The organism is Xanthobacter aminoxidans (assembly GCF_023571765.1).
GTDB lineage: Bacteria > Pseudomonadota > Alphaproteobacteria > Rhizobiales > Xanthobacteraceae > Xanthobacter > Xanthobacter aminoxidans.
In genome coordinates this window covers 57,023-82,725 of sequence record NZ_JAMJXC010000004.1, presented here as the reverse complement: position 1 = coordinate 82,725, position 25,703 = coordinate 57,023, and the positions used below count along the sequence as shown (strand labels likewise).

Sequence of the window (25,703 nt, the reverse complement as noted above, 5' to 3'; positions counted from 1 at the left end):
TTGAACAAAGCGCGGGCGGCGCCAGTCAGCCGCCCCCGCATTCGGCCCCCGCCCTCGACGGCGGGTGGCCCAAAAAGATCAAAACTTCCAGCAGGTGAACGAGAGGCTGAAGCCGTGGAATTTCTTCTGGTCCAGGCCCTGAGCGGGCTCGCCAGCGCCGCGTCGCTGTTTCTGGTGGCGTCGGGGCTGTCGATCATCTTCGGCGTCACGCGCATCGTGAACTTCGCCCATGGCGCCTTCTACATGCTGGGCGCCTATGTGGCCTACACGCTGACGACGCGCTTTGCCGGCCCGTTCGGCTTCTGGGGCGCCATCGTCGCCGCGGCGATCATCGTCGCTTTGCTCGGCGCGCTGATGGAGATGGTGCTGCTGCGGCGCATCTATCAGGCGCCCGAACTCTTCCAGCTCCTCGCCACCTTCGGCGTGACGCTGATGGTGCAGGACCTCGTGGTGGTGATCTGGGGGCCGGAAGACCTGCTCGGCCCGCGCGCCCCCGGCTTCACCGGCGCCATCAGCCTGTTCGGCCGCATGGTGCCGACCTACGACCTGTTCATGATGACCCTCGGCCCGGTGGTGCTCGGCATCCTGTGGCTGCTGTTCCACAAAACCCGGTGGGGCGTGCTGGTGCGCGCCGCGACGCAGGACCGCGAGATGGTCGCGGCGCTGGGCGTGAACCAGAAATGGCTGTTCACCGGCGTGTTCGCGCTGGGCGTTTTCCTCGCCGCGCTGGGTGGCGCGCTGCAGATCCCCCGCACCACTGTGACCCATGCCATGGACCTCTCCATCATCGTGGAAGTGTTCGTGGTGGTGGTCATCGGCGGCCTCGGATCGGTGTTCGGGGCGTTCGTGGCGGCCATCATCGTCGCGGAGCTGAACGCCTTCGGCATTCTCATCCTGCCGCAGATCTCGCTCATCACCGTGTTCCTGGTGATGGCGGTGGTTCTGGTGGTGCGGCCCTGGGGCCTGTTCGGCAAGCCGGAAAGCGCCCCCCGCGCCGCCGCCGGCCTCACCATCCGGCCCTGGCGCCCGTTCACGCAAGTTGAGCGGGCCGGCGTGGCGCTGGTGGTGGTCGCGGTGGCTGCGCTGCCCTTCTTCCTCGGCAATTATGCCCTCACGGTGGGCGCGGAAATCCTCATCTACGTGCTGTTCGCGGCGAGCCTGCATTTCATGATGACGGTGGGCGGCCTCGCCTCGTTCGGCCATGCCGCCTATTTCGGCCTCGGCGCATATGGCGCGGCCTTCCTCGTCAAATACATGGGCGCGCCCATGGAGGCGGCGCTCATCGTCGGGCCGCTCCTGGGCCTCGCCGGGGCGGTGCTGTTCGGCTGGTTCTGCGTGCGGCTCTCGGGCGTCTATTTCGCCATGCTAACGCTGGCCTTCGCGCAGATCGCCTGGTCCATCGCCTTCCAGTGGGTGGACGTGACCGGCGGCGACAACGGCCTGCTCGGCATCTGGCCGGCGACGTGGGCCTCGCGACCGGCGGGCTTCTTCTGGCTGGCGCTGGGCATCGCGGTGGTGGGTGTCGGCGTGCTCAGGATGCTGGTGTTCTCGCCGTTCGGCTATGGGCTGAGGGCGGTGCGTGACAGCGCGCTGCGCTCGGAGGCCATCGGCCTCAACCGGCAGCGGATGCAGTGGGCCGCCTTCATCGTCGCCGGCACCTTCGCCGGGCTGGCGGGTGCGCTGTTCGCCTTCCTCAAGGGCTCGGTGTTTCCGGACTACATGGCCATTCCCACCTCGGTGGACGGGCTCGTGATGGTGCTGCTCGGCGGCGTGGAGACGGTCTCCGGCGCGGTGGTGGGTGCGGTGCTCTACAAGGCGCTGGCCATCTGGCTGATGAGCCAGACCGATCTCTCCAAGCTGGTGCTGGGCGGCGTCATCGTCGTCATCGTGCTCGCGTTTCCCAAGGGGGTCGTGGGCTTCATCGAGGATCTGCGCCACCGCTGGCCCCGCAAGGGCAACGGCGCAACCGTTGGCGCCACCAAAGCTGAGGCCGCGTGATGAGCCCGCTGCTCGAAGTCAAAGACCTGATGAAGTCCTATGGCGGCGTCCATGCCGTGCGGGGCGTGTCCTTCACGGTGGAAGCGGGGCAGATGCTCGCCCTCATCGGACCCAACGGGGCGGGCAAGAGCACCTGCTTCAACATGCTGAACGGCCAGATCCCGCCCGATGCCGGCACGGTTCTGATCGAGGGCCGGGACATCAAGGGCCTGCCGCCGCGCGCCGTGTGGCGGCTCGGCGTCGGCCGTACCTTCCAGATCACCGCCACCTTCGCCTCCATGACGGTGCGCGAGAACGTGCAGGTGGCGCTCCTCTCCTTCCACGGGCGCATCTCCCGCGTGTTCGGCTTCGCTGGCGCGGCCTGCCGGGCGGAGGCGGATGCGCTGCTCGCCCTCGTCGGCCTCACCACGCAGGCGGAGCGGCCGTGCGGCGAGCTGGCCTATGGCGACCTCAAGCGCTTGGAATTGGCGGTGGCGCTGGCCAATGAGCCGCGCCTCCTCCTCATGGATGAGCCCACCGCCGGCATGGCGCCGCGCGAGCGGGTGGAGCTGATGCGCCTCACCGCCGAGATCGCCCGCGCCAAGGGCATCGGCGTGCTCTTCACCGAGCACGACATGGACGTGGTGTTCGAGCACGCCGACGAGGTGATGGTGCTCAACCGCGGCCAGCTCATCGCCCGCGGCACCCCGGCCGAGGTGCGGCGCGACCCGCAAGTCCGCGCCATCTATCTCGGCGAAGGGCTGCTCTACGACGCACGGCACCGCGAGGGGACTGCGGCATGAAACTTCAGGTCTCGAACCTCAACAGCCACTACGGCCCCGCCCATATCCTCTACGACGTGGGCCTCGAGATCGGCGCCGGCGAGGTGGTGGCGCTGCTCGGCCGCAACGGGGCGGGCAAGAGCACGACCTTCCGCTCCATCGTCGGCCTCGTGCCCCAGCGCGCGGGCACGGTGATGTTCGACGGCGCCGACGTCTCGCGCCTGCCAACCTACGAGATCGTGCGGCGCGGCCTCGGCTATGTGCCGGAGGACCGGCGCATCTTCAGCCATCTCACGGTGGAGGAGAATTTCGAGGTGGGCCGACAGGCGCCGCGCCCGGGCGTCGCCACCTGGACGCCGGACATGCTCTACAAGCTGTTCCCGAACCTCGGCGAGATGCGCAAGCGCCCCGGCGGGCAGATGAGCGGCGGCGAGCAGCAGATGCTCACCATCGGGCGCACCCTGATGGGCAACCCCTCCCTCGTGCTGCTGGACGAGCCCTCGGAGGGCCTGGCGCCCAAGATCGTGGAGCAGATGGCCGACGCCATCCTCGCCATGAAGGGGGAGGGGCTTTCGGTGGTCATCTCCGAGCAGAATTTGCACTTCGCCAAGCTGATCTCGGATCGCGCCTACATCATTGAGAAGGGGCGCATCCGCTTTTCCGGCACCATCGCGGATCTGGAGGCCAATCCGGAAATCCGCGACGCCTATCTGGCGGTCTGAGCCATGGCGTCGGAGCCCAAGGCCCTGCGGACGCCCCGCGCGCCCCGGAAGGTGGCAACGCCCGAGGTGGCCGATGCCACGCCCCCGAAAGCCACGCCCTCCAAAGCCACACCGCCCAAATCCACACCCCCCATGCAGGTGCGCCGCCCCGTGCGCCGCTCGCGGGCGAACACGCCCTATGTGCTGGACGAGCAGGTGGGTTTCATCCTGCGGCAGGTGGGCCAGCGCCATGCCGCCATCTTCGCTGCGCGCATCGGCGACGACCTGACCATGACCCAGTGGGCGGCCCTGTCGAAGCTGGCCGAGACCGGCCCCTGCTCGCAGAACCTGCTCGGCCGCCTCACGGCCATGGATGCCGCCACCATCAAGGGCGTGGTGGACCGCCTCGTGCGCCGCGGCTTCGTGGAGACCCGCCCGGACACCGAGGACGGCCGGCTGCTGGTGGCGGTGCTGACCGCCGCCGGCGAGGAGGCGGTTGCCCGCGCCAGCGTGAACGCCTTCGCCATCACCGAAGAGACGCTGGCGCCGCTGGATGCCGCCGAGCGCGCCATGCTGCTGAAGCTGCTGGACCGGTTGCGGTAGGCGCCCTCCAGCGGCGGGATTCGGCACGCGCCTTCGATCCGCGCGAGCACGGCCGCGCTCCCCCATGGCTGATGGTAAAATGCGCGCTTCTGTCGCAGCGCGTCAACGTCAGCCGGGCCGTGGGGCTCTCGGCAGCCAACCTCTTGTTTCCTGCGCGAAATCAGGGTTCCTGCGGCCTGATTGATAGATTGAGACTATCGATATCGCGTAACTTATCTATTTCACATATGGCATCCGCCCCCATATGTTGCACTGCGATGGCTTCGGCCCGTCGTAGCGCAAACACCCCATCGAGGAATTGCCATGTCGCTCGTCAATACTAAGATCAAGCCTTTCACGACGCAGGCTTTCAAGGATGGCAAGTTCATCCAGGTTTCGGACACCGATCTTGCCGGCAAGTGGGCCGTCTTCTTCTTCTATCCGGCCGACTTCACCTTCGTCTGCCCCACTGAGCTGGGCGATCTGGCCGATCACTATGGCGAGTTCCAGAAGCTCGGCGTCGAGATCTACTCGGTCTCCACCGACACCCACTTCACCCACAAGGCGTGGCACGATTCCTCCGAGACCATCGGCAAGGTGAAGTACACCATGCTCGGCGACCCGGCCGGCGTGATCACCAACAACTTCGGCGTCATGCGCGAAGGTCAGGGCCTCGCCGACCGCGGCACCTTCGTGGTGGACCCGAACGGCGTCATCCAGGCCGTGGAAGTCACCGCCGAGGGCATCGGCCGTGACGCCGCCGACCTGTTGCGGAAGATCAAGGCTGCCCAGTACGTCGCCTCCCATCCTGGCGAGGTCTGCCCTGCCAAGTGGCAGGAAGGCGAGAAGACGCTGGCGCCCTCCCTCGATCTCGTCGGCAAGATCTGAGGTTTTACGACCCGATCCGGCCTTGAGGCGTTTGCCTTGAGGCCCCACCGGCTCCCGAAAGGGAGGCGCCCCGACCGTCCGCCGCGGCCTTTGGCCAGCGGCGGACGTGGCCCTTTTGTACCCCGCCGGCTCATTGATCCGGCGCGTTTTTCTGCCGGAGGATTGCCATGCTCGACTCTGCCATGAAGACCCAGCTCAAGGCCTATCTGGAGCGCGTGGTCCGCCCCGTCGAAATCACCGCCGCAGTGGATGGCGGGCCGAAGTCGAAGGAAATGAGCGAGCTTCTGGCCGATATCGCCGGGCTGTCCGACAAGATCACCGTGCGGGAGCACCAGGAGCCGGGCGCGCGCGTGCCATCCTTCTCCCTGTCGAGCCCCGGCCACGACATTTCCCTTACCTTCGCCGGCCTGCCCATGGGCCACGAATTCACCTCCCTCGTGCTGGCGCTGCTCCAGGTCGGCGGCTATCCGCCCAAGGTTGAGGAGGCCGTGATCGAGCAGGTGAAGGCGCTCGACGGCGACTTCGTGTTCGAGACCTATTTCTCCCAGTCCTGCCAGAACTGCCCGGACGTGGTGCAGGCGCTGAACCTCATGGCCGTGCTGAACCCGCGGGTGAAGCATGTGGCCGTCGACGGCGCCCTGTTCCAGGCGGAGGTGGATGCACGTCAGGTGATGAGCGTGCCCACCGTCTATCTCAACGGCGAGGTCTTCGGACAGGGCCGCATGGGCATCGAGGAGATCGTCGCCAAGCTCGACACCGGCGCGGCCGCCCGCGACGCCAAGCGCATGGGCGAGATGAACCGCTTCGACGTGCTGGTGGTGGGCGGTGGCCCGGCCGGCGCGACGGCCGCCATCTATGCCGCCCGCAAGGGCATCCGCACCGGCGTCGCTGCCGAGCGCTTCGGCGGGCAGGTGCTGGACACCATGGCCATCGAGAATTTCATCTCCGTCCCCTACACCGAGGGGCCGAAGCTCGCCGCCGCGCTGGAGCAGCATGTGCGCGAGTATGAGGTGGAGATCCTGAACCTCCAGCGCGCCGTCAAGCTCGTTCCGGGCAAGGACGTGGTGGAGGTGGAATTCGCCAACGGCGCCAGCCTGCGCTCGCGCACTGTCATCCTCGCCACCGGCGCCCGCTGGCGGCAGATGAACGTGCCCGGCGAGGACGCCTATCGCAACAAGGGTGTGGCCTACTGCCCCCATTGCGACGGTCCGCTGTTCAAGGGCAAGCGCGTGGCGGTCATCGGCGGCGGCAATTCCGGCGTGGAAGCGGCCATCGACCTCGCCGGCATCGTTTCCCATGTGACGCTGATCGAGTTCGACAGCCAGCTGCGCGCCGACGATGTGCTCCAGCGCAAGCTCAAGAGCCTCGCCAACGTCACCATCCTCACCTCCGCCCGCACCACCGAGGTGCTCGGCGACGGGCAGAAGGTGAGCGGCCTCACCTACGAGAACCGCAACACCGGCGACATCCACACGGTGGAGCTGGAAGGCATCTTCGTGCAGATCGGCCTCCTGCCCAACACCGAGTGGCTGAAGGGCGTGGTGGACCTCTCTCCGCGCGGCGAGATCGTCGTGGATGCCCATGGCCAGACCTCGGTTCCTGGCGTGTTCGCGGCCGGCGACTGCACCACCGTGCCTTACAAGCAGATCGTGATCGCGCTGGGCGAGGGGGCGAAGGCCTCGCTGTCCGCCTTCGATCACCTGATCCGCACCAGCGCCCCCGCCGAGGACAAGGAGGCGGCCGTCAGGGCCGCCTGATTGGGCCGCATGACCGGACCGGCGGCGGGCCGGACACCATGACCCTGCGCGAGCTGCAATATCTCCTCGCCCTCGCCGACACCCGCAGCTTCCGCCGGGCGGCGGAGCTGTGCAGCGTCAGCCAGCCCACCCTCTCCACCCAGATCCGCAAGCTGGAGGAGGAGCTGGGCGTGGCCCTCATCGAGCGCACGCCGCGCAAGGCCATGCTCACCCCCGCCGGCCGCGACGCGGTGGAACGCGCGCGGCGCATCCTCACCGAGGTGGAGCAGCTCAAGGAGGCGGCCCACCGCAGCCGCCATGCGGAGGGCGGGGCGCTGAAGCTCGGCGTGTTCCCCACTCTCGGCCCGTACCTGCTGCCCCATGTGGTGCCGCTGATCCGCCAGCGGTTTCCCGAGCTGGAGCTGCTGCTGTTCGAGGAAAAGAGCGCCAACCTCATCCAGCGGCTGAACCTCGGCACGCTGGATGCCGCATTCCTCGCGCTGCCGGTGCATGACAGCCATTTCCACAGTGAATTCCTGTTCGAGGAGCCGTTTCTCCTCGCGGTCCCGGGCAGTCACAGCCTCGCCGGGCGGGACACGCTGGGGGTCGCGGAGCTTGCTGGCCAGAACCTGATGCTGCTGGAGGAGGGGCACTGCCTGCGCGATCAGGCGCTGGACGTGTGCCACCAGTCCGGCGCGCGGGAGAAGTCCGAGTTCCGCGCCACCAGCCTGGAAACCCTGCGCCAGATGGTGGCGGCGGGCGTCGGCATCACGCTCCTGCCCATGCTCGCGACGCGCAATCCGGTGCCTCCGGCCCAGAATATCCACCTGCTCGCCTTTTCGGATTCCCGCCCCAGCCGGCAGATCGCGCTGCTCTGGCGCAAGACCTCGGCGCTGGGGCAATTGCTGCATCAGGTGGCCGACATCTGCCGCGGGTTGCCGGAAGACCTGCTGACCTTGCGCCACTGAGCGGCCCTCGATTGTGCCGTTGCGGCACCCCTTACCGGCCGTATTGAAATTTCCGCGCGCACGCCCCTCGTCGATTTCCGCGCCCTTCAACCGGTGCTAGAAGGCTGAAGTTCGAGCCGGCAAATCAGCCCCCAGGGGGAGGGAGGTCGAAGCAGTGATCCGGCGTACCTTCGCGTTCAGGTCCGTCGCTGCTCTCCTTCTGGTCTGGGTCGGCCTCGTCGCGGTTTTCGCGATGTTGATGATCCGGAGCAACCTTTCGCGTGCCGATGCGGAGGTCGAGGCCGAGGGCGTCGCCCTGCATCGGCTCCTGTCCCAGCGGGTCGCCCAGCACGACGCCCATCTCACCAGCCTCGCCGCGCTGGTGCAGGCGAGCGATCCGCCGCCGGCCGAGACGGTCCGGCAGGTGGCGACCGGCATCATGCGCTATTACCGCCGCATCCTCTCCATCCGGGTGCTGGAGATGACCCCCGATCAGGTCATCGAGACGCTGGTCGCCGTGCCGGCCGAGATGGAGGGCACGGTGATGCCCCGGTTCGCCCAGCTCGTCTTCGGCCAGAGGGCGGGGGAGGCGCGCTATTATGTGGAAGCCGATCACCCCGAGCACTATTTCCTCGGCAAGCGCGCGGGCAGCGACCGGCGCCTCGCCATCATCCTGGAGATCGATCCCAACGGCCTGCTGACGCCGGAGGAGCGGCTCTCCAGCGACCGCATCAGCCTGAGCCTCGGGCCGTACGCGCTGACCGGTCGCCCGCCCGTGGCCGAGCCCGGCGCCTTCGCGACGCTCACCTTCTTCCGCCCGGCGGACAGCACCACCCAACCGGTCAATCTCGGCATCGAGCGGCCGGTCTCATTTTACAGGGCCGTCGCCCCGGTGCCGGTCGCGGCCTTCGCCCTGTTCTCGCTCCTTGCCTTGTTCGCCGGGCGCTACACGCTGATCCAGCGGCACGAGGCCCGCCACTCCCAGCAGCTCGCCGCGCTGGCGGAGGAGCGCAGCCGCCTGCTGGAGCGCGAGACGCAGCTCGCCCATGCCGCGCGGGTCAACTCGCTGGGCGAGCTCGCCTCCGGCATCGCCCACGAGCTCACCCAGCCGCTCACCGCCCTGTTGAGCCAGAGCCAGGCGGCGCTGCGCCTGTCCGGTCCAGAGGGCGACCCCGTGCGGCTCTCCGAGGCGCTCGACGCCAATGTGCGGGAGGCGCGCCGGGCCGGTGAGATCCTCCGGCGGATGCGCGATTATATCGCCCGCCGGGCCAGCGAGCGCACGGCGGTGGACATCAGCGACGTGGTGGACGACGCCGCGACTCTCGCCCGCGCCGACCTCGCCCGTCGCGGCATCGCGCTGGAACTGGATCTGGAACGCCCCATGCCGCTGGCCAACGCGGATCCGGTGGAGCTGGAGCAGGTGCTGCACAATCTCATCCGCAATGCGGCGGACAGCCTCGAGGAGCGCGACGGGCCGGACAAGCGCATCCTGATCCGCACCTTCGATGCCGGCGAGACGGTGGCGATCCGCGTCAGCGATACCGGCAAGGGCATTTCGGCGGACGTCCTGCCCCGGCTGTTCGAACCCTTCTTCACCACCAAGAGCGAGGGCATGGGGCTGGGCCTTTCCCTGTGCGCCACGCTGGTGGAGCGGGCGAGCGGCACCATCGAGGCCGAGGCGCGGCCGGGGGAGGGGGCATCCTTCCTCATCAGCCTTCCCGCTTTGGCCGAACGCCGGCTGGCGGCGCAGTGAGCGCTCCCCGCGTCTATCTCGTCGATGACGATGCCGCCGTGCGGCAGGCCCTCACGCTGCTTCTTTCCACCTACGGCATGACGGTGGAAGCCTTCGCCGATCCCGAGACCTTCCTCGCCCATGTGGACCCGGCGCGCCCCGGCTGCCTCCTGCTCGACCTGAGGATGCCCATGATCTCCGGCATCCAGCTCAAGGAGAAGCTGGCCGCGCGGGGCATCGACTGGCCGGCGGTGATGATTACCGGCCATGGCGACGTCAACGCCTGCCGACGGGCGTTCCGCGCCGGGATGGTGGATTTCCTGACCAAGCCGGTGGACGAGCAGGTGCTGCTCGATGCCCTCGGCACCGCCGCCCGCGCCCTCGATGCCCTCATGGAGCGGCGCGAGGCGGCTTCCCTCCTCGCCAGCCTCACCGAGCGCGAGCGCGAGGTGCTGGACATGGTGTGCCGCGGCTGGGCGACCAAGGAAGTCGCTGCCGCGCTCAGCGTTTCCCCGCGCACCATCGACGCCCATCGGGCGAACATCGCCGAAAAGCTTGGTACTTCCTCCGTGGCGGATTTCGTGCGGATGACGCTGAACGCCCGCGTCCTAGGTAGTTCTACCGATCCTGCCCGGTGAGGCGACGGATTCAGCGCGCGGCTCTCCCGGCCTAGAGAGGCTCAGCGCCATCGCCCGGCGCGGAAAAATCTCCGGTCGCTCGCGCGGCCACCAAGAAAGGGCCGATGATGAAACGCCTCCTCCTCGCCGCCGCTGCCTCCGCCACCTTCGCCACGCTCGCCGGCCCCGTCGCGGCCCAGGCGCTGCAGGAGCGGAACATGCCGCTGGCGATCGCCCTCGACATCGCCCGGGAGGGCGTCGCGGCCTGCGCGGCGCAGGGCTACAACGTGTCGGTGGCGGTGGTGGATCGCGCCGGCGTCCTGAGGGCCTTCGCCCGCGCCGACAATGCCGGCCCGCACACGGTCGAGGCGGCGCGCCGCAAGGCCTTCACCTCCGCCTCCACCCGCACCCCGACCACGGTGATCGTCGAGAACGTGCAGAAGAACCCCGCCTCTGCGCAGCTCGTGGCCATCGACGGCTTTCTGGTGCTGGGTGGAGGCGTGCCGGTGAAGGTGGGCAACGAGACCATCGGCGCGGTCGGCATCGGCGGCGCGCCCGGCGGCAACCTCGACGAGGCCTGCGCGCTCGCCGCCATCGCCAAGGTCGAATCCCAGCTCAAGTGAATGGCACCGCCGGCTACCGCGCGACGGCGGCCGGTTGCAAGCTTGGTCCCGGATGCTTAGGTCAATGCTCCTCCTGACTTTGGGGGACGATGCCTCAAGCTCCGGGATTTGCTTTTGAATGTCCGTTGCCTTCACGCGTGAGACCGACCTCGAAGCCACCGCCGCCGACCTGCCGGACCGGCCCATCTCGCCGCATCCGAACCTTGTGACGGCGAGCGGCCTCGCCGCGCTCGATGCGGCGCTGACGGAGGCGCGCGCCGCCTATTCCGAGGCGCAGATGGGCGACGTGCAGGCCGACCGCATGGCCATGGCCCGCGCCACCCGCGACCTGCGCTATTACGGCGCCCGCCGTGCCACCGCCCAGCTCATCGAGACTCCTCCCAATCCCGAGACCGTCCAGTTCGGCACCACCGTGACCCTCGACCGCGAGGACGGCCGCCGCCAGACCTTCCGTATCGTCGGCGAGGACGAGGCCGATCCGGCCAAGGGCTCCGTGTCCTATGTCTCGCCGCTCGCCGCCGCCGTGATGGGCAAGGCCGTGGGCGATGTGGCGCTGGTGGCCGGGCGCGAGGTGGAAGTCATCGCCATCGCCTGACCCTAAGGCAACGCTTCGGCGCGCCGGCCGCGAGCATTGCGGCGCAGCATTTAGATCGATCTAAATTTTCGTTGACCGCACCCTGCGCAGTCTCCTAGACATGGGCCGTCGAGAGGTTCGTTAAGAACCCATTACCGGCGAGGAGGCTGCGCGTGGAGGGTGCCAAGGGGCCACAGGGCCGCCGCTTGCCGGCCGCCCGCGATGCTGCCGAGCCGGCCGATCTGCCGGACGAGGCGCCGCTCGCCGGTGGCCTGCGCGTGCGGCTGAAGGATGTGGCGGTCCATGCCGGCGTCTCCCGCGCCACCGTCTCCCTCGTCCTGCGCAAGAGCCCGCTGGTGAAGGCGGAAACCCGCGCCAAGGTTGAGGAGGCCATGGCCGGCCTCGGCTATGTCTACAATCGCAGCGCCGCCAATTTGCGCTCCGGCGCCTCGCGGACGGTCGGGCTCGTGCTGTGCGAGATCATCACCCCCAACTTCGCCCAGTTCACCGCCGGCATCGACGAGGTGCTGGGCACCGAAGGCTACATGGCCTTCATCGGCAACGCCGCGGAAGATGCCACCCGCCAGCGCGAGGTGCTGCTGCGGATGCAGGAGCACGGCGTGGACGGGCTCGTGGTGGTCGCATCCGAGAACACCCGCGCCGATGCGCTGGAGGAGGGGGCCTGCGCGCGCATGCCCTGCGTGCTCGCGCAGCGCCGCGTGGAGGGCTTTCCCGCCGATTATGTCGGCCCGGACTATGGCGCCGGCATGGAACTCATCACCGAGCACCTGATTTCGCTCGGGCATCGCAACATCGCCTTCATCGGCGGCGTGCGTCGCATCGCGCCGCTCACCGAGCGCATGGCCGGCTTCCACCGCGCCCTGCGCCGCCACAAGCTGAAGAGCGGGCCGGTGGTGCCCTGCGCGGTGATCGACCGCTCCTCCGGCTATGCCGCCGCGCGCGAGTTCCTGGCCCGTGAACTTCTGGCCAAGGGCGACATCCCCTCGGCCATCGTCTGCTACAACGACGTGGTGGCCTTCGGCGTCATGCTCGCCCTCGACGAGCACGGTCTCGTGCCGGGCCGGGACGTGGCCGTGGTGGGCTGCGACGACGTGGACGAGGCGGGCCTGCACCGCCCCGCGCTCACCACCTTCACCACCGATCCCCGCGTGGTCGGGCGCGAGGCCGCGCGGCTGCTGCTGCGTCGCATCGCCCATCCCGAGCGCCCGCGGGAAGAAATCATCGTGCCGCCCCGCCTCGTCATCCGCCAGTCGTGCGGCGCGGGGAAAGCTGCCGATACACCCGCCGTCCGCCGCCCGCCCGCCCATCGCCCGACAGGAGGCGCAAGATGAACTACGTCTTCCAGTTCGGAGACGTCTTCAATGCCTGGCCCGAGCTGCTGCTCGGCGCCTGGCTGACGATCCGCCTCTCGGGCCTCGCCATGCTGCTGGGGCTCGCCGTGGCGGTGCTCTGTGCGCTGGGCAAGACGCAGGGGCCGCGCCCGGTGCGCTGGCTGGTGGATGTCTATGTGGAAGTGATCCGCAACACGCCCTTCCTGGTGCAGATCTTCATCATCTTCTTCGGCCTGCCGCGTGCCGGCATCCGGCTCGATGCCAACGAGGCGGCGCTGCTGGCCATGGTCATCAACGCCGGCGCCTATTGCACCGAGATCGTGCGCGCCGGCATCGAGACCATCCACAAGGGGCAGATCGAGGCCGGGCTGGCGCTGGGCCTCAAGCGATTGCAGATCTTCCTCTATGTGGTGCTGTTCCCGGCGCTGAAGGCGATCTACCCGTCACTCACCAGCCAGTTCATCCTTTTGATGCTGACCTCCTCCGTCGTCTCCGCCATCTCGGCCGAGGAATTGACGGCGGTGGCGAACAACCTGCAATCGCAGACCTTCCGCTCGTTCGAGATCTACATCGTGGTGACGGGCATGTATTTCGCCATGTCGCTGATGTTCGCCGGCGCCTTCGCGCTCATCTACCGCGCGGTGTTCGCGCGCACTGACGCCGCACGCTGAGGAGGGGAGCGACATGATCCGCCAGTTCACCTCCGCCGAATTCTTCTTCCTGCTCTCCGCCGTGCGCTGGACGCTGCTGCTCTCGGCCATCGCCTTCGCGGGCGGGGCGGCGCTGGGGCTCCTCGTGGCGCTCGCGCGCACCGCGCCGTGGCAATGGCTCAGGGCGACGGCCGGGGCCTACATCCTCGTCTTCCAGGGCACGCCGCTGCTGATGCAGCTGTTCCTCGTGTTCTTCGGCGCCACCATGGTCGGCGCCTCGGTGGACCCGCTGGCGGCCGCCGCCATCGGCCTCACGCTGAATGCCGCCGCCTTCCTCGGCGAAATCTGGCGCGGCTGCATCCAGGCCATCCCGAAGGGCCAGTGGGAGGCCTCCACCGCGCTCGGCCTGCATTATGTGACGCGGATGCGCGAGATCATCCTGCCACAGGCGGCGAAGATCGCGGTGGCCCCCACGGTCGGCTTCCTGGTGATGCTGGTGAAGAGCACGTCGCTCGCCTCCATCATCGGCTTCGTGGAGCTGACCCGCGCCGGGCAGATCGTGAACAACGCGACCTTCCGGCCGTTCCTCGTGTTCGGCATCGTCGCGGCCATCTACTTCGCCCTGTGCTGGCCGCTCTCGCTTTATGCCCGCCACCTCGAAAAGCGTTTCGGCACCGTGTCGCGGTGACGGTTCAGGTTGACCCTCAAGACCAAGGCCGCCCCGCATGCGGCACAGATGGAGGAAGAGACGATGACTTTCGGCACCATCCTGAAGAGCGCGCGCGGCGCCGTCGCGGCGCTGGGCCTCGCGGCGCTCGCCGCCACCGGCCTCTCCCACGGCGCCTCGGCGCAGAGCATCGACGACATCCTGTCGAAGAAGAAGCTCACCGTCGGCATGCTGGTGGACGTGGCCCCCTTCGGCCTGCTCGACACCCAGGGCAAGCCGGAAGGCTATGATGCCGACGTCGCCCGCCTCATGGGCAAGTACCTCGGCGTCGAGGTGGAGCTGGTGCCCGTGACCGGCCCGAACCGCATCCCGTACCTGCTCACCAACAAGGTGGACGTGCTGGTGGCGGTGTTCGGCATCACGCCCGAGCGCGCCAAGCAGGTGATGTTCTCCATCCCCTATTCCACCATCGAGATCCAGCTGATCGGCCCCAAGAAGACCGAGATCAAGAGCATGGACCAGACGGTGGGCAAGAAGATCGCGGTGGCCCGCGCCTCCACCCAGGATACGGCGCTCACCGCCGCCGTGCCCAAGGGCGCCACCATCATGCGCTTCGACGACGACGCCACCGCCGCCCAGGCTTTCCTCTCCGGTCAGGTGGACCTGCTCGGCGCCAACAACCTCGTCGGCACCCAGCTCGCCGAGGCGAACCCGGACATGGGCATCGAGAAGAAGATCACCCTGCGCAGCCAGTACAACGGCATCACCGTGCGCCGGGGTTCCACCGATTTTCTCCAGTGGATCAACACCTTCCTCTACTTCGTGAAGAACAATGGCGAGCTCGACGCCATCAACCAGAAGTGGTTCAAGGTGCCGCTGCCGACGATGCCGACGTTTTGAACGTCCTCAGCCGTCGTCATGCCCGGTCTACGCAAGCGTCATCCCCCGGCTTGTCCGGAAGTCGGCTGTTGCCGACTCCCGGTTGTCAGGGTGGAACCCGGCAATGGCCGGGTTCCGGGGGATCCACCCTGCGGCCGGGCTGGCTTTCGGACTTCGGCCACCCGACAGGCGGGGCCGTGGATGCCCCGGACAAGCCGGGGCATGACAGCACATATAAGACCGGCGTCCGACGCGGACATCGACAGACACGAGAAGGGCCTAGCCATGCTCACTCCCGCCCCTGCTGACAGCACGCCCGCCGGCGACGCGCGCCCCGTCATGATCCGCATGGCGGGCGTGGAGAAATATTACGGCACCTACCACGCGCTGAAGGCCGTCAACCTGGACGTGCATCAGGGCGAGCGCATCGTCATCTGCGGGCCGTCCGGCTCCGGCAAGTCCACGCTCATCCGCTGCATCAACGCGCTGGAGCATCACCAGGGCGGTGAGATCGTGGTGGATGGCACGCAGGTCGGCAAATCCTCGCGCGGGCTCGACAAGGTGCGCGCCGAGGTGGGCATGGTGTTCCAGAGCTTCAACCTGTTTCCGCACCTCACCGTGCTCCAGAACTGCACGCTGGCGCCCCGCAAGGTGCGCGGCCTCGCGCCCAAGGAGGCCGAGGCCATCGCCATGAAGTATCTGGAGCGCGTGCGCATTCCCGAGCAGGCGAACAAATATCCCGGCCAGCTTTCCGGCGGCCAGCAGCAGCGCGTGGCCATCGCCCGCGCTTTGTGCATGGCGCCCAAGGTGATGCTGTTCGACGAGCCGACCTCCGCCCTCGACCCCGAGATGGTGAAGGAGGTGCTCGACACCATGATTTCGCTGGCCCAGGACGGCATGACCATGATCTGCGTGACCCATGAGATGGGCTTCGCGCGGCAGGTGGCCGACCGGGTGATCTTCATGGACAAGGGCGAGATCGTGGAGGAGGGGCCGCCCGCCACCTTCTTCGCCAACCCGAAGAGCGAGCGCACGCGCACCTTCCTCGGCCAGATCCTGCACCACTGACGCCAGATGACACCCGCGCTCATCACCTGCGACTGGGGCACCTCCTCGCTCCGCGCCTATCTCATGGCGGCGGACGGACAGGTGCTTGCCAGCCGGGCGAGCGGGCAGGGCATCATGGCGTTGGGCGGCTTGAGCTTTCCCGGGGTGCTCGCCGCCATCGCGAGCGACTGGACGCGCGACCACGGCCCGCTCCCGGTGCTGCTCTCCGGCATGGTGGGCAGCCGGCAGGGTTGGGTTGAGGCGCCCTATGCCCGCTGCCCCGCCGGCCTTCCGGACCTCGCCGCTGCCCTCGCGGAGGTGCCCCCGCAGCCCGGGTTCGGCCGCATCGCCATCGTGCCCGGCGTGCTGAAAGATGACGATCGGGCGCCGGACGTGATCCGCGGCGAGGAGGTGGAAGTGCTCGGCGCCCTCGCACGCCTCGGCGTCGCGGACGGTCTGTTCGTGCTGCCGGGCACCCATTCCAAATGGGTGCGGGTGGAAGCGGGCCGCATCGCCACCTTCGCCACCTACATGACGGGCGAGGTGTTCGCCGCGCTCAAGGGCCATACCATCCTCGGCCGCATGATGGAGGAAGGGGCCTTTTCCGCCGATGGCTTCCGCCGGGGTGTGGACGCGGCGGCGGAACTCGAGGGACCGGGGGCCTTGCTCGGCCGGCTGTTCTCGCTGCGCGCGCTGGGCCTTACCGGGCGGCTGGCGGGGGCGGACAGCGCGGACATGCTCTCCGGCCTTCTCATCGGTGCCGAACTGCGCGATGCCTCGGCCGGCGAGCCCTTTACGCTGGTGGCAAACCCCGCCCTTTCCGCGCGCTATGCCGAAGCCGCGACCCTTCTCGGCCTGCCCCACGCTTGCGCGCCGGAGGGCTGCGGCCCGGCCGGACAGCACGCCGTGGCCAAAGCGGCCGGCTTCATCTGATTTCAGGAGTGCGATCCATGCCCGCTTTCAAGGATGCCCTTGCCGCCTGCCCCCTCGTCGCCATCCTGCGCGGGCTGAAGCCGGACGAGGCGCTAGACATCGGCGCGGCGCTGGTGGGGGCGGGCTTTACCATCATCGAGGTGCCGCTCAACTCGCCGCAGCCGTTGGAGTCCATCCGTATCCTCGCCGACGCCTTCGGCGACCGCGCGCTGATCGGCGCCGGCACGGTGCTGACGCCGCAGGACGTGGACGCGGTGAAGGCGGCGGGTGGCCGGCTCATCGTGATGCCCCATGCCGACCTCGCCGTGATCCGCGCCGCCAAGGCCGCCGGCCTCGTCTGCACGCCGGGTGTCGCCACCCCCACCGAAGCCTTCGCCGCCCGCGCCGCCGGGGCCGACGCGCTGAAGCTGTTTCCGGCAGAAGGCATCCCGCCCCACCTCGTGAAGGCGTGGCGCGCGGTGCTCACCGACATTCCCCTCCTGCCCGTGGGCGGCATCGACACCACCAACATGGCCGCCTACCGCGCGGCCGGGGCCGAGGGCTTCGGCATCGGCTCGGCGCTGTTCAAGCCGGGCAAGGCGGTGGAAGCTATCGCGGCCGACGCGCATGCGCTGGTGGCTACGGCGCGCGAGGTGTTCGGCCGCTAGATCCCCGCCGTCCGGCGCAGGGTGTCGGCGCGTTCGCGGCGGGCGCGCTCCTCGTCGATGGTGCGGATGGTCTGGGCGACGAAGGCGAGATGATCGTCGGAGGACCGGCGGGCGGCGTCGGCCTCGCCGGCGGCGATGGTGTCCATCAGCGTCTGGTGCTGGGCGGAGAGCCGCTCATAGGTGCGGGGCACGATATAGAGCTTGTCGAGGCTCTCGGAGATGCTGCTCTGGAGCAGCCCGAACATGCTCGACATGACCGAGCGCAGCACCGCGTTGTGCGAGGCGTCCGCAATGGCAAGGTGGAAGGCGGCGTCCGCATGGGCCTCGGCCACCGCGTCGCCCTTCTCGTGATTGGCCGCGAGCTGGTCCATGCAGCGCCGGATGGCGTCGAGATCGTCCGGCGTCGCCCGGAGCGCGGCGTGGTAGGCGGCTTGCCCTTCCAGCCCCCGGCGCACCTCCAGAACGTCATGGCCGAAGCCCGGATTGCCGGCCACCACCGAGGCCAGCGGATCGGCGATGGCGGCGGCCGTCCAGCGCGCCTCGGCCGGCTCGGCGATGATGTTGCCCCCCTTGCGTATGGTGATGCGCCCGCGCGCGCCAAGGCGCATCAGGGCTTCGCGCAGGGTGTTGCGCGAGGCACCCAGCATTTCGGAGAGGGCGCGCTCGGAGGGAAGCCGGTCGCCCACGCCAAGGCCGCGCGCCTCGATCAGCGCCTCGATGGCGAGCTCGACCCGGTCGGCCACGCGCTGCGCAGAGGAAGGGGAGGGGGCCGACGCCATCGGTGAAAGCCTGCCTTGGTCCGATCAGATGAGGATCGGGCCGGACCAGCCGGCTGCGATCGCGCCCACTATGTCGGACCGTCGCACGGACTTCCAGCCCGCAACGCGCATCGTCCCGGTGCTGCGGGGCACCGGGACGATGGCCCAGGCAGTCGAAGTCTTCCGCTCCTCGCTGCCTAGGGGATCATCCACGGTGTCAGGTAGGCCTGAATGGTGGTCATGATGCCGACGATGGCCGCCAGCGCGAGGCTGTGCTTGACGGTGAAGCGGAACAGGTCCGACTCCCGGCCGATCAGCCCGGCCGCCGCGCAGGCGATGGCGATGGACTGGGGCGAGATCATCTTGCCGGTGACGCCGCCCGTGGTGTTGACCGCCACGAGGAGCACGTCGCTCACCCCGATCTGGTGCGCGGTGGTGGCCTGCAGCGAGGCGAACAGCGCGTTGGCCGAGGTGTCCGAGCCGGTGAGGAACACGCCCAGCCAGCCGAGGAAGGGCGAGAAGAAGGTGAAGCTCGGCCCGCTCGCCGACAGCGCGAGGCCGAGGGTGGAGGAGAGGCCCGAATAGTTGGCGATGAAGGCGAAGGCCAGCACCATGCCGATGGAGTAGATCGGGATCAGCAGGCCCTTGATGGTCGAGGCGAAGGTCGCCACCGCCCGCGACGGCTTCATGCCGAGGAAGACGATCGACACGATGGCGGACAGGAAGATCGCCGTGCCGGTGGCCGAGAGCCAGTCGAACTTGTAGTCGGCGGCAAACGGCTTCGCGGCGGTGACGATGGGCGGCAGCTTGACCACCATGTTGTGCAGGAACGGCACGCTGACATGGGCGACCAATCCGTCCAGGGCGCCGCCCGCAGCGAACAGGGCCTTGAAGGGCGGGATGCTCCAGATGGTCACGAACACCGTGAGGATCAGGAACGGCGACCAGGCGCGGGCGATCTGGCCGGCGGTGTAGGTTACGGCCGGCTCGATGGCGGCGGCCGCGGGCGCCGGAGCGGCGCCGTGGTCCAGCCCGCCCTTGCTTTTCGCTTCCGTCTCGAAGCGGAAGATGCGGCGGGGCTGCCAGAAGCGCAGGAACAGCGGCAGGGTGATGAGGGTGGCGAGCGCCGCGGTGATGTCGGGCAGTTCGGGACCGACGAAGTTGGCGGTCAGGAACTGCACGGTGGCGAAGGAGCCGCCGGCGACGAGGATCGCGGGCCATGTCTCACGCACGCCGCGTGTGCCGTCCATGATGAGGATGAGCCAGAACGGCACCAGCACCGAGAGGAAGGGGAGCTGGCGGCCGGCCATCTGGCCGATGTGGAAGGGGTCGAGCCCCGTGACCTGCCCGGCGACGATGATCGGGATGCCCATGGCACCGAAGGCGACCGGCGCGGTGTTGGCGATCAGGCAGAGGCCGGCGGCATAGAGCGGCTTGAAGCCGAGGCCCACGAGCAGCGCGGCGGTGATGGCCACCGGCGCCCCGAAGCCCGCCGCGCCCTCGAGGAAGGCGCCGAATGCGAAGCCCACGAGGAGCAGTTGCAGGCGCTGGTCTTCCGTAACGGAGAGGATGGACCGGCGGATGATCTCGAACTGGCCTGTCTCGACGGAAATCTTGTAGAGAAAGACCGCGCCGATGATGATCCAGGCGATCGGCCACAGTCCGTAGAAGAAACCGAATACGCCAGCGGCCAGGGCCATCTGCACCGGCATGCCGTAGAGCAGGATAGCAACGGCGAGCGCAAGAAGAACCGTGATGGTTCCCGCCACATAACCTTTCAGCTTGAGCCGGGTCAGGGCGACGAAAAAGAAGATGATCGGGATCGCGGCGCCGAGGCTCGACAGCCACATGTTCCCCATCGGGTCATAAATCTGGTTCCAGGCCTCCACGTTATCCCCCTCTTGTTATTTGGTACTACCAAAATTGCCGATAGTTTGAATTGGTACTGCCTAATTCAGAAATGGAAGTCAAATGGAATTGTAATCGAATATTTTGGTCCAACCACAACGACCAAACGCGAGAGGTTTCATGGTGCGGCGGGCGCGCGGCGTCGGCCCGGACGGAGGAGCCGTTCAGGGGGTGGACGGGCTGGATCGCGCGCGGAGACCTTCCCCTTCGGGAGGGGCGCGACGCATCTGGACAGGACGGGCGCGGGGCAGTGGGAAAGGTCTGGGGCGGGGAGGGCTGCCCGCTGTCACCCGACGCGGGGCGATGATCCGCGCCGCGACGGCAGGCGGCGTCGGCCCGGCCCCAGTCAGGCGGGCTCACTGTTCAAGCGGGCTCCTGGCGGATCGCGGCCCCCTCTGCGCGGGCGACGGTTCGGACGGTGCGGTGAGGGCCAGCCCCTACCGCAGCCACGCCCCCGTCTTCACCGCCGTCAGGACGGTCGCGGCGTAGACGATCAGCGCTACGGAGAGGGCGGCAAACAGGGCCTCGATGGAGCCGGTGAGCCGCAGGGCGATCAGCCCGCCGCCGAGGGCGATGGCGACGCGCAGGAAGCCGGCCACCACCGGCCAGAACAGCCGCCCCGTGCCCTGCGCCGCGAAATAGAGCGCCAGCCCGATGCCGAAGAAGCCGTAGAACGGCCCGACGATGCGCAGATAGGCGCTGCCGGTGGCGACCATGGCCGGTTCGGCGCTGAACAGGGACAGCCACGCCTCCGGGAAGAATGCGGCGGCGAGCCCCACGGTTTCCGTCACCACAAAGGCAAGGCCCGCGCCGGCCAGCGCGATATGGAGCGCGCGATCGCCGCGGCCAGCGCCGAGATTGGTTCCCACCAGCGCCACCATCGGCGCGCCGATGCCGAAGATGAGCGGGATGAGCAGATACTCCAGCCGCACGCCCGTGCCGAAGCCGGCGACTGCATCAACGCCACCCTGCAAGGCGACGAGGGCCGTCGCGCCGCCGACGATGACGTTGGTCTGGATCGACTGCAGCGACGACAGCGCGCCGACCCGCATGACCGATCCGATCACCCGCCAGTCGAGCCGCACCCAGCGGAAGCGGGCGGGGTTGCGCCCGGACAGGATGTAGGCGCCAAGCACCAGCGTTCCGCCGAGATAGTAAGCGATCAGCGCCAGCCCGCCGCCGGCGATGCCGAAGCCCGGGATGGGGCCGAACCCGAAGATCAGCAGCGGCGAGACCGGGACGAGCAGCGCGACGCCGACGCAGATGACAAAGGCCGGCAGCAGCATGTTGCCGGTGCCGCGCACCACGCTGGCGAGCCCGTTCATGGCCCAGGTCAGCGGCGTGCCGAGGAAGACGATGTTGGAATAGATCAGCGCCGCCTCAAGCTCCGGCCCCGAACCGCCCATGGCGCCGTAGATCTGCCGGCCGAATAGCAGGAACAGGGCGGCGAAGGCGAACCCGAAGGCGAGGCTCACGGCCAGCGCGTGCAGCACCAGCGCATCCGCCGCGGCCTGCCGCCCGGAGCCGAGCGCCCGCGCCACGGCGGAGGAGATGCTGCCGCCCAGGGCGCCGGCCGACAGGGTGGTCATCAGCATGACCGCGGGAAAGACCAGCGCCATGGCCGCCAGCGCCGCCGTGCCGAGCTTGGCCACGAAGAAGGTCTCGATGAGCCCGGCCGAGGCCTGCGCCAGCATTATGAGCACGTTGGGCCACGCCAGCTTGATGAGGAGCGGCACGATGGGCGCTTCCACCAGCCGCCGGGTTCTGGCATCGGCAGCCGGGGGCGTGGGGTCTTGCGCTGCGGGGGCCGCTTCGTCTGTCGGGGCGCGGTACATGGCTGGCCTCAGAGCGCTTCGAGGGCGAGGGCGATGCCCTGTCCGCCGCCGATGCAGAGGGTGACGACGCCGCGCTTCAGCCCATCCCGCCGCATGGCGTGGAGCAGGCGGGTGATGAGGATGGCCCCGGTGGCACCGATGGGATGGCCGTGCGCCACCGCGCCGCCCTCCACGTTCACCATGTCCTCGGGCAGGCCCAGCTCCCGCGCGACGGCGATGGGCACGGCGGCGAACGCCTCGTTGATCTCGATGCGCTCGATGTCGCCGAGGGACCAGCCGGCGCGCGCCAGCGCCTTGCGTACGGCGGGCACGGGACCGAGGCCGAACAGGCCCGGCTCGACCCCGGCGACGCCATAGCCCGCGAGCCGGCCGAGCGGCGTGATGCCCTTCGCCTCCGCGAAGGCGCGGTCGGCGACGATCATGGCGGAGGCCGCGCTGTTGAGCCCCGGCGCGTTGCCGGCGGTGATGGTGCCCTCGGGGCGAAAGGCCGGGCGCAGCTTCGCCAGCGTCTCCAATGTGGTGTCGGGGCGGGGCGCCTCGTCCGTGGCGAAGGATTCCGTGCCCTTGCGGCCCTTCACCTCCACCGCGACGATCTCCCCGGCGAACCGGCCGTCCTTCTGCGCGGCTGAAAAGCGCTGCTGGGAGCGGGCGGCGAAGGCGTCCTGCTCGGCGCGGGTGATCTGGAGCTTTGCGACGAGATCTTCCGTGTGCCAGCCGGAATGCTTGCCGGAGAAGGCGTCGTCGAGCCCGTCGGTCAGCATGCTGTCGAGAATCTGCGCCGGGCCCATTCGGTAGCCCCAGCGGCCGCCGTCCATCAGATAGGGCGCGCGGTCCATGTTCTCCATGCCGCCGGCGACGGCGACCTCATGCACGCCGGCGGCGATCTCCAGCGCCGCAGTGACGACGGCCTGCGCGCCGGAGCCGCAGACGCGGTTGACCGTCATGGCGGGCACCTCCACCGGCAGGCCACCATGGATCGCCGCTTGCCGCGCCGGGTTCATGCGGTTTCCGGCCTGGATGACGTTGCCCATCACCACCGTGCCGATGGATGCGGGATCGAGCCCCGAGCGGCGCACAGTCTCGCGCATGGCGACGGCGCCCAGCTCGGTGGCCGGCGTGCCCTTCAGCGTGCCGTTGTAGGCGCCGATGGCGGTGCGCACGGGATGGGCGATGACGATGTCCGTGGTCATGACGACCTCCTCTAATGGACGATGCCCGGCCCGGCCGGCATCGCGGGAATTTCAGGCGACCGGCAGGGCCGGGCGATCAACGAGACGTGGGTAGATACCCGTATAAAGCGGGGAAAAGCTGTGTGACCCCTTCGCCTCAGAGGGCGGCGAGGAGATCGCGCAGCTGTTCGAGCCGGTCCTTGCCCAGCCGGTCCTCGATCGTCTTCTGGCTCCGGCGCCAGGCCTCGGCGGCGGTCTTGAGGAGTTCTGTGCCCTGCGGGGTGAGGGCGATGCAGGCCTCGCGCTGGTCGTCCTTGCCGCGCCGCATCTCCACCAGGCCGTGCTTGGACAGCACCCGCACGTTGCGGCCCACAGTGGAGCGGTCCAGCTCCAGCATCCGGCCCAGCTCGGTCATGCTGACCTCGCCCTTGTCGCGGACGGAACGCAGCAGCGAATACTGCGCCACGTTGATGCCGAGCGGCGCGAAGCCTTCGTCGTAGATGGCGCTGATACGGCGCGTCGCCCGGCGCAGGCGGGCGCAGTGGCAGGGGGTGTCCATGGATACGTGTATATACCCGCTCTGGCACCTCGTCCAGCCTCCGCCGCCGCATCCGAACCTTGCCCTGGCGAAGACGAAGCTCGGGGCCTCAGCCCGGCGGAGACGGACGAAAACGCGGCGATTCCGGTCATCCGCCCCGTTTGGTCCGACCGGCCGGGCAGGGCCGCTTGCATTCGGGTCTCCATGTCCCAGATTGCCTTAAGCGGCGAAACGGGACGTGGGAGCAGGTCATGCGGCACATCGGCTTCATCGTCGAGGACGGGTTCCAGGTCATGGGGCTGGCCGCCGTGTCGGCCTTCGAGTTCGCCAACACCGTGCTGGAGCGACCGGCCTATTCCCTCACGCTCATGTCGGAGAGGGGCGGCGGCGTGTCCTCCTCGCTCGGGGTCTCTGTCACCACGCAGCCGCTCGGTCCATTTCCCGACACGCTGGTGGTGCTGGGCGAACTGGTGCCCACCCCAACGCCTGCGCGGCTGCGCGCCTACATCGCCGAAGCGGGCACGCAATCGCGCCGCGTGGCCGGCATCTGCACCGGCGCCTTCCGCCTCGCCGAGGCCGGCCTGCTGGATGGCAGGGCGGCCACCACCCACTGGGCGCACGCGCGGGCGCTGCAGGAGCGCTTCCCCGCCATCCGCGTGGACGACGACCGCATCTTCATCCGCGACGGCAACATCTGGACCTCGGCGGGCATGAGCGCGGGCATCGATCTCGCCCTCGCATTGGTGGAGGACGACCACGACGCCGCGCTCGCCCGCACCATCGCCCGCAAGCTGGTGGTCTACCATCGCCGGCCGGGCGGACAGGCGCAGTTCTCGACCCTGCTGGAGCTGGAGCCGCGCTCCGATCGCGTCCGCCGCGCGCTGACCTACGCCAAGGAAAACCTGCGCAATCCCCTGACCGTGGAGGAGCTGGCGGAGGCGGCGAGCCTCAGCCCGCGCCAGTTCAGCCGCGTGTTCCGCGAGGAGACCGGCGAATCCCCCGCCAAGGCGGTGGAGCGCCTGCGCCTCGAGGCGGCGAAGGCCATGCTGGAGGAGGGGCGTCACGCCATGGACGTGGTGGCGCGCGACACCGGCTTCGACGACCGCGACCGCATGCGCCGCGCCTTCCTGCGCCACTTCGGCCACCCGCCCCAGAGCCTGCGCCGCAGCCTGCGCTACATCGAAGGGGAGAAGGATGGGGTGGCGCATGGCGCACCCGCCCACGTCGCCCCCGCTTGTCGGCCGGTTATGTCCTGAATTGCCGCCTCTTCGACATTCAGGACATGGCACATCACGCCTAGGCTCCCTCTGTCTCGCACCAACGACCGGGGATCGGCCATGAACACGGAACACAACAAGGGCATCGCGGTGGTCACCGGCGCCTCCGGTGGCATCGGCGCCATCTATGCGGAGCGGCTGGCGCGCCGCGGTTACGACCTCATCCTCGTCGCCCGCAATGCGGTGCGGCTGGAGGCAGTGGCGGCGCGCATCGGGAGCGCGACCGGCCGCACGGTGCAGACCATCACCGCTGACCTCAACGCCGCCGCCGACCTCCACCGCATCGAGGCGCTGCTGCGCGACGACGTCGGCATCTCCCTGCTGGTGAACAATGCCGGCTTCGGCGCCGCGACGCCGCTTCTCGACAGCGATGTCGCGCGCATGGAGGAGATGATCGCCATCAACGTCACCGCTTTGACCCGCCTGACCTACGCGGCGGCGCCCGCCTTCGTGGCGCGGGGCGGCGGTACCATCATCAACATCTCCTCCATCGTGGCGCTGGCGCCGGAGGTGCTCAACGGCGTCTATGGGGCGAGCAAGGCCTATGTGCTGGCGCTCACCCAGTCGCTCCAGCACGAGCTGGGCGCGCGCGGCCTGCGCGTGCAGGCGGTGCTGCCGGGGGCGACGGCCACCGAGTTCTGGAACATCCCCGGCGTCGGCGGCCACGCGAACCTGCCGAAGGAGATCGTGATGTCCGCCGAGGAGATGGTGGACGCCGCCCTCGCGGGCCTCGATGCCGGCGAGATCGTCACCATCCCGGCCCTGCAGGACGGCGGCGAATGGCTGGCCTATGAAGCGGCCCGCCGCGCCATGGCCCAGCATCTCGGCGGCTCCGCCCCGGCCCCGCGCTATCGCGCCGCCTGATGCGGCGCGGCGCCACGGGG

The 25,703-nt window shown here is 69.0% G+C and carries 25 protein-coding genes; 20 read left to right on the top strand and 5 right to left on the bottom strand.

The window, feature by feature from the left end; translation table 11 throughout:
- Positions 1 to 114: 114 nt before the first annotated feature.
- From EJ105_RS08245 to EJ105_RS08160, 18 genes are all read left to right on the top strand, one after another.
- Positions 115 to 1,998 carry an ABC transporter permease gene (locus tag EJ105_RS08245; protein WP_250165955.1) on the top strand — a complete coding sequence of 628 codons (1,884 nt, stop codon included), beginning with the start codon at positions 115 to 117 and terminating at the stop codon, positions 1,996 to 1,998.
- The gene (locus EJ105_RS08240) at positions 1,998 to 2,780 is read left to right on the top strand and encodes an ABC transporter ATP-binding protein (protein ID WP_029558415.1); all 783 of its coding nucleotides are present in this window, start codon (positions 1,998 to 2,000) and stop codon (positions 2,778 to 2,780) included. Before EJ105_RS08245 ends, EJ105_RS08240 begins: the two co-directional genes overlap by 1 nt.
- Positions 2,777 to 3,481, top strand: a complete 705-nt coding sequence (locus EJ105_RS08235) for an ABC transporter ATP-binding protein (protein ID WP_024279159.1) — start codon at positions 2,777 to 2,779, stop codon at positions 3,479 to 3,481. The genes EJ105_RS08240 and EJ105_RS08235 overlap by 4 nt, the downstream gene beginning before the upstream one ends.
- Positions 3,482 to 3,613: 132 nt before the next feature.
- Complete coding sequence (locus tag EJ105_RS08230; protein WP_250166148.1) at positions 3,614 to 4,063, top strand: MarR family winged helix-turn-helix transcriptional regulator; 450 nt, start codon at positions 3,614 to 3,616, stop codon at positions 4,061 to 4,063.
- 303 nt (positions 4,064 to 4,366) lie between these two features.
- Positions 4,367 to 4,930 (top strand): alkyl hydroperoxide reductase subunit C, encoded by a 564-nt coding sequence (ahpC, locus tag EJ105_RS08225; RefSeq protein WP_024279157.1) that lies wholly within the window; start codon positions 4,367 to 4,369, stop codon positions 4,928 to 4,930.
- Between the two features lie 167 nt (positions 4,931 to 5,097).
- Complete coding sequence (gene ahpF / locus EJ105_RS08220) at positions 5,098 to 6,687, top strand: alkyl hydroperoxide reductase subunit F (RefSeq protein ID WP_250165954.1); 1,590 nt, start codon at positions 5,098 to 5,100, stop codon at positions 6,685 to 6,687.
- A 38-nt stretch (positions 6,688 to 6,725) separates the two neighbouring features.
- Complete coding sequence (locus EJ105_RS08215; RefSeq protein ID WP_029558418.1) at positions 6,726 to 7,634, top strand: LysR substrate-binding domain-containing protein; 909 nt, start codon at positions 6,726 to 6,728, stop codon at positions 7,632 to 7,634.
- A gap of 154 nt (positions 7,635 to 7,788) precedes the next feature.
- Positions 7,789 to 9,366 (top strand): sensor histidine kinase, encoded by a 1,578-nt coding sequence (locus EJ105_RS08210; RefSeq protein WP_250165953.1) that lies wholly within the window; start codon positions 7,789 to 7,791, stop codon positions 9,364 to 9,366.
- On the top strand, positions 9,363 to 9,983 hold the full coding sequence (locus EJ105_RS08205; RefSeq protein ID WP_250165952.1) for a response regulator transcription factor: 621 nt from the start codon (positions 9,363 to 9,365) through the stop codon (positions 9,981 to 9,983). Before EJ105_RS08210 ends, EJ105_RS08205 begins: the two co-directional genes overlap by 4 nt.
- Before the next feature lie 104 nt (positions 9,984 to 10,087).
- The gene (locus tag EJ105_RS08200; protein WP_347881306.1) at positions 10,088 to 10,585 is read left to right on the top strand and encodes a GlcG/HbpS family heme-binding protein; all 498 of its coding nucleotides are present in this window, start codon (positions 10,088 to 10,090) and stop codon (positions 10,583 to 10,585) included.
- A gap of 118 nt (positions 10,586 to 10,703) precedes the next feature.
- Positions 10,704 to 11,180 carry a transcription elongation factor GreA gene (gene greA / locus EJ105_RS08195; RefSeq protein ID WP_250165951.1) on the top strand — a complete coding sequence of 159 codons (477 nt, stop codon included), beginning with the start codon at positions 10,704 to 10,706 and terminating at the stop codon, positions 11,178 to 11,180.
- Between the two features lie 152 nt (positions 11,181 to 11,332).
- Positions 11,333 to 12,511 (top strand): LacI family DNA-binding transcriptional regulator, encoded by a 1,179-nt coding sequence (locus EJ105_RS08190; RefSeq protein WP_250165950.1) that lies wholly within the window; start codon positions 11,333 to 11,335, stop codon positions 12,509 to 12,511.
- Positions 12,508 to 13,182: an amino acid ABC transporter permease gene (locus EJ105_RS08185; protein WP_024279149.1), complete on the top strand. Its 675-nt coding sequence runs from the start codon at positions 12,508 to 12,510 to the stop codon at positions 13,180 to 13,182. The genes EJ105_RS08190 and EJ105_RS08185 overlap by 4 nt, the downstream gene beginning before the upstream one ends.
- Positions 13,183 to 13,195: 13 nt before the next feature.
- Complete coding sequence (locus tag EJ105_RS08180) at positions 13,196 to 13,849, top strand: amino acid ABC transporter permease (RefSeq protein WP_250165949.1); 654 nt, start codon at positions 13,196 to 13,198, stop codon at positions 13,847 to 13,849.
- 63 nt (positions 13,850 to 13,912) lie between these two features.
- Entirely contained in the window at positions 13,913 to 14,728 is an 816-nt protein-coding gene (locus tag EJ105_RS08175; protein ID WP_038194836.1) for a transporter substrate-binding domain-containing protein, read from the top strand.
- A gap of 318 nt (positions 14,729 to 15,046) precedes the next feature.
- The gene (locus tag EJ105_RS08170) at positions 15,047 to 15,775 is read left to right on the top strand and encodes an amino acid ABC transporter ATP-binding protein (RefSeq protein ID WP_029558424.1); all 729 of its coding nucleotides are present in this window, start codon (positions 15,047 to 15,049) and stop codon (positions 15,773 to 15,775) included.
- Positions 15,776 to 15,781: 6 nt separating this feature from the next.
- Positions 15,782 to 16,687 (top strand): 2-dehydro-3-deoxygalactonokinase, encoded by a 906-nt coding sequence (locus tag EJ105_RS08165; protein WP_250165948.1) that lies wholly within the window; start codon positions 15,782 to 15,784, stop codon positions 16,685 to 16,687.
- 17 nt (positions 16,688 to 16,704) lie between these two features.
- Entirely contained in the window at positions 16,705 to 17,334 is a 630-nt protein-coding gene (locus tag EJ105_RS08160; RefSeq protein WP_250165947.1) for a 2-dehydro-3-deoxy-6-phosphogalactonate aldolase, read from the top strand.
- Here the strand turns inward: EJ105_RS08160 and EJ105_RS08155 are convergent.
- From EJ105_RS08155 to EJ105_RS08135, 5 genes are all read right to left on the bottom strand, one after another.
- On the bottom strand, positions 17,331 to 18,077 hold the full coding sequence (locus EJ105_RS08155; protein WP_250165946.1) for an FCD domain-containing protein: 747 nt from the start codon (positions 18,075 to 18,077) through the stop codon (positions 17,331 to 17,333). The genes EJ105_RS08160 and EJ105_RS08155 overlap by 4 nt on opposite strands.
- A 212-nt stretch (positions 18,078 to 18,289) precedes the next feature.
- Positions 18,290 to 19,981, bottom strand: coding sequence for an L-lactate permease (gene lldP, locus EJ105_RS08150; protein WP_250165945.1), 1,692 nt, complete (start codon positions 19,979 to 19,981; stop codon positions 18,290 to 18,292).
- A gap of 456 nt (positions 19,982 to 20,437) precedes the next feature.
- Positions 20,438 to 21,835, bottom strand: coding sequence for an MATE family efflux transporter (locus EJ105_RS08145; protein ID WP_250165944.1), 1,398 nt, complete (start codon positions 21,833 to 21,835; stop codon positions 20,438 to 20,440).
- Positions 21,836 to 21,843: 8 nt separating this feature from the next.
- Positions 21,844 to 23,025, bottom strand: a complete 1,182-nt coding sequence (locus EJ105_RS08140; RefSeq protein WP_250165943.1) for a thiolase family protein — start codon at positions 23,023 to 23,025, stop codon at positions 21,844 to 21,846.
- Positions 23,026 to 23,161: 136 nt separating this feature from the next.
- Positions 23,162 to 23,563, bottom strand: a complete 402-nt coding sequence (locus EJ105_RS08135; RefSeq protein WP_024279139.1) for a MarR family winged helix-turn-helix transcriptional regulator — start codon at positions 23,561 to 23,563, stop codon at positions 23,162 to 23,164.
- A 230-nt stretch (positions 23,564 to 23,793) separates the two neighbouring features.
- Between EJ105_RS08135 and EJ105_RS08130 the strand changes: the two genes are divergently transcribed.
- Both EJ105_RS08130 and EJ105_RS08125 read left to right on the top strand, forming a co-directional pair.
- The gene (locus tag EJ105_RS08130) at positions 23,794 to 24,798 is read left to right on the top strand and encodes a GlxA family transcriptional regulator (protein WP_250165942.1); all 1,005 of its coding nucleotides are present in this window, start codon (positions 23,794 to 23,796) and stop codon (positions 24,796 to 24,798) included.
- An 81-nt stretch (positions 24,799 to 24,879) separates the two neighbouring features.
- Positions 24,880 to 25,683 (top strand): SDR family NAD(P)-dependent oxidoreductase, encoded by an 804-nt coding sequence (locus EJ105_RS08125; RefSeq protein WP_250165941.1) that lies wholly within the window; start codon positions 24,880 to 24,882, stop codon positions 25,681 to 25,683.
- Positions 25,684 to 25,703: the final 20 nt, after the last annotated feature.

Coding starts and splice junctions, on each gene's coding strand:
- EJ105_RS08140 (WP_250165943.1), bottom strand. CDS start 23,025: ATGACCACGGACATCGTCATCGCCCATCCCGTGCGCACCGCCATCGGC.
- greA (WP_250165951.1), top strand. CDS start 10,704: ATGTCCGTTGCCTTCACGCGTGAGACCGACCTCGAAGCCACCGCCGCC.
- EJ105_RS08240 (WP_029558415.1), top strand. CDS start 1,998: ATGAGCCCGCTGCTCGAAGTCAAAGACCTGATGAAGTCCTATGGCGGC.
- EJ105_RS08130 (WP_250165942.1), top strand. CDS start 23,794: ATGCGGCACATCGGCTTCATCGTCGAGGACGGGTTCCAGGTCATGGGG.
- EJ105_RS08200 (WP_347881306.1), top strand. CDS start 10,088: ATGATGAAACGCCTCCTCCTCGCCGCCGCTGCCTCCGCCACCTTCGCC.
- EJ105_RS08230 (WP_250166148.1), top strand. CDS start 3,614: ATGCAGGTGCGCCGCCCCGTGCGCCGCTCGCGGGCGAACACGCCCTAT.
- EJ105_RS08175 (WP_038194836.1), top strand. CDS start 13,913: ATGACTTTCGGCACCATCCTGAAGAGCGCGCGCGGCGCCGTCGCGGCG.
- EJ105_RS08215 (WP_029558418.1), top strand. CDS start 6,726: ATGACCCTGCGCGAGCTGCAATATCTCCTCGCCCTCGCCGACACCCGC.
- EJ105_RS08185 (WP_024279149.1), top strand. CDS start 12,508: ATGAACTACGTCTTCCAGTTCGGAGACGTCTTCAATGCCTGGCCCGAG.
- EJ105_RS08235 (WP_024279159.1), top strand. CDS start 2,777: ATGAAACTTCAGGTCTCGAACCTCAACAGCCACTACGGCCCCGCCCAT.
- ahpC (WP_024279157.1), top strand. CDS start 4,367: ATGTCGCTCGTCAATACTAAGATCAAGCCTTTCACGACGCAGGCTTTC.
- EJ105_RS08160 (WP_250165947.1), top strand. CDS start 16,705: ATGCCCGCTTTCAAGGATGCCCTTGCCGCCTGCCCCCTCGTCGCCATC.
- EJ105_RS08125 (WP_250165941.1), top strand. CDS start 24,880: ATGAACACGGAACACAACAAGGGCATCGCGGTGGTCACCGGCGCCTCC.
- EJ105_RS08180 (WP_250165949.1), top strand. CDS start 13,196: ATGATCCGCCAGTTCACCTCCGCCGAATTCTTCTTCCTGCTCTCCGCC.
- EJ105_RS08165 (WP_250165948.1), top strand. CDS start 15,782: ATGACACCCGCGCTCATCACCTGCGACTGGGGCACCTCCTCGCTCCGC.
- EJ105_RS08135 (WP_024279139.1), bottom strand. CDS start 23,563: ATGGACACCCCCTGCCACTGCGCCCGCCTGCGCCGGGCGACGCGCCGT.
- EJ105_RS08170 (WP_029558424.1), top strand. CDS start 15,047: ATGATCCGCATGGCGGGCGTGGAGAAATATTACGGCACCTACCACGCG.
- ahpF (WP_250165954.1), top strand. CDS start 5,098: ATGCTCGACTCTGCCATGAAGACCCAGCTCAAGGCCTATCTGGAGCGC.
- EJ105_RS08145 (WP_250165944.1), bottom strand. CDS start 21,835: ATGTACCGCGCCCCGACAGACGAAGCGGCCCCCGCAGCGCAAGACCCC.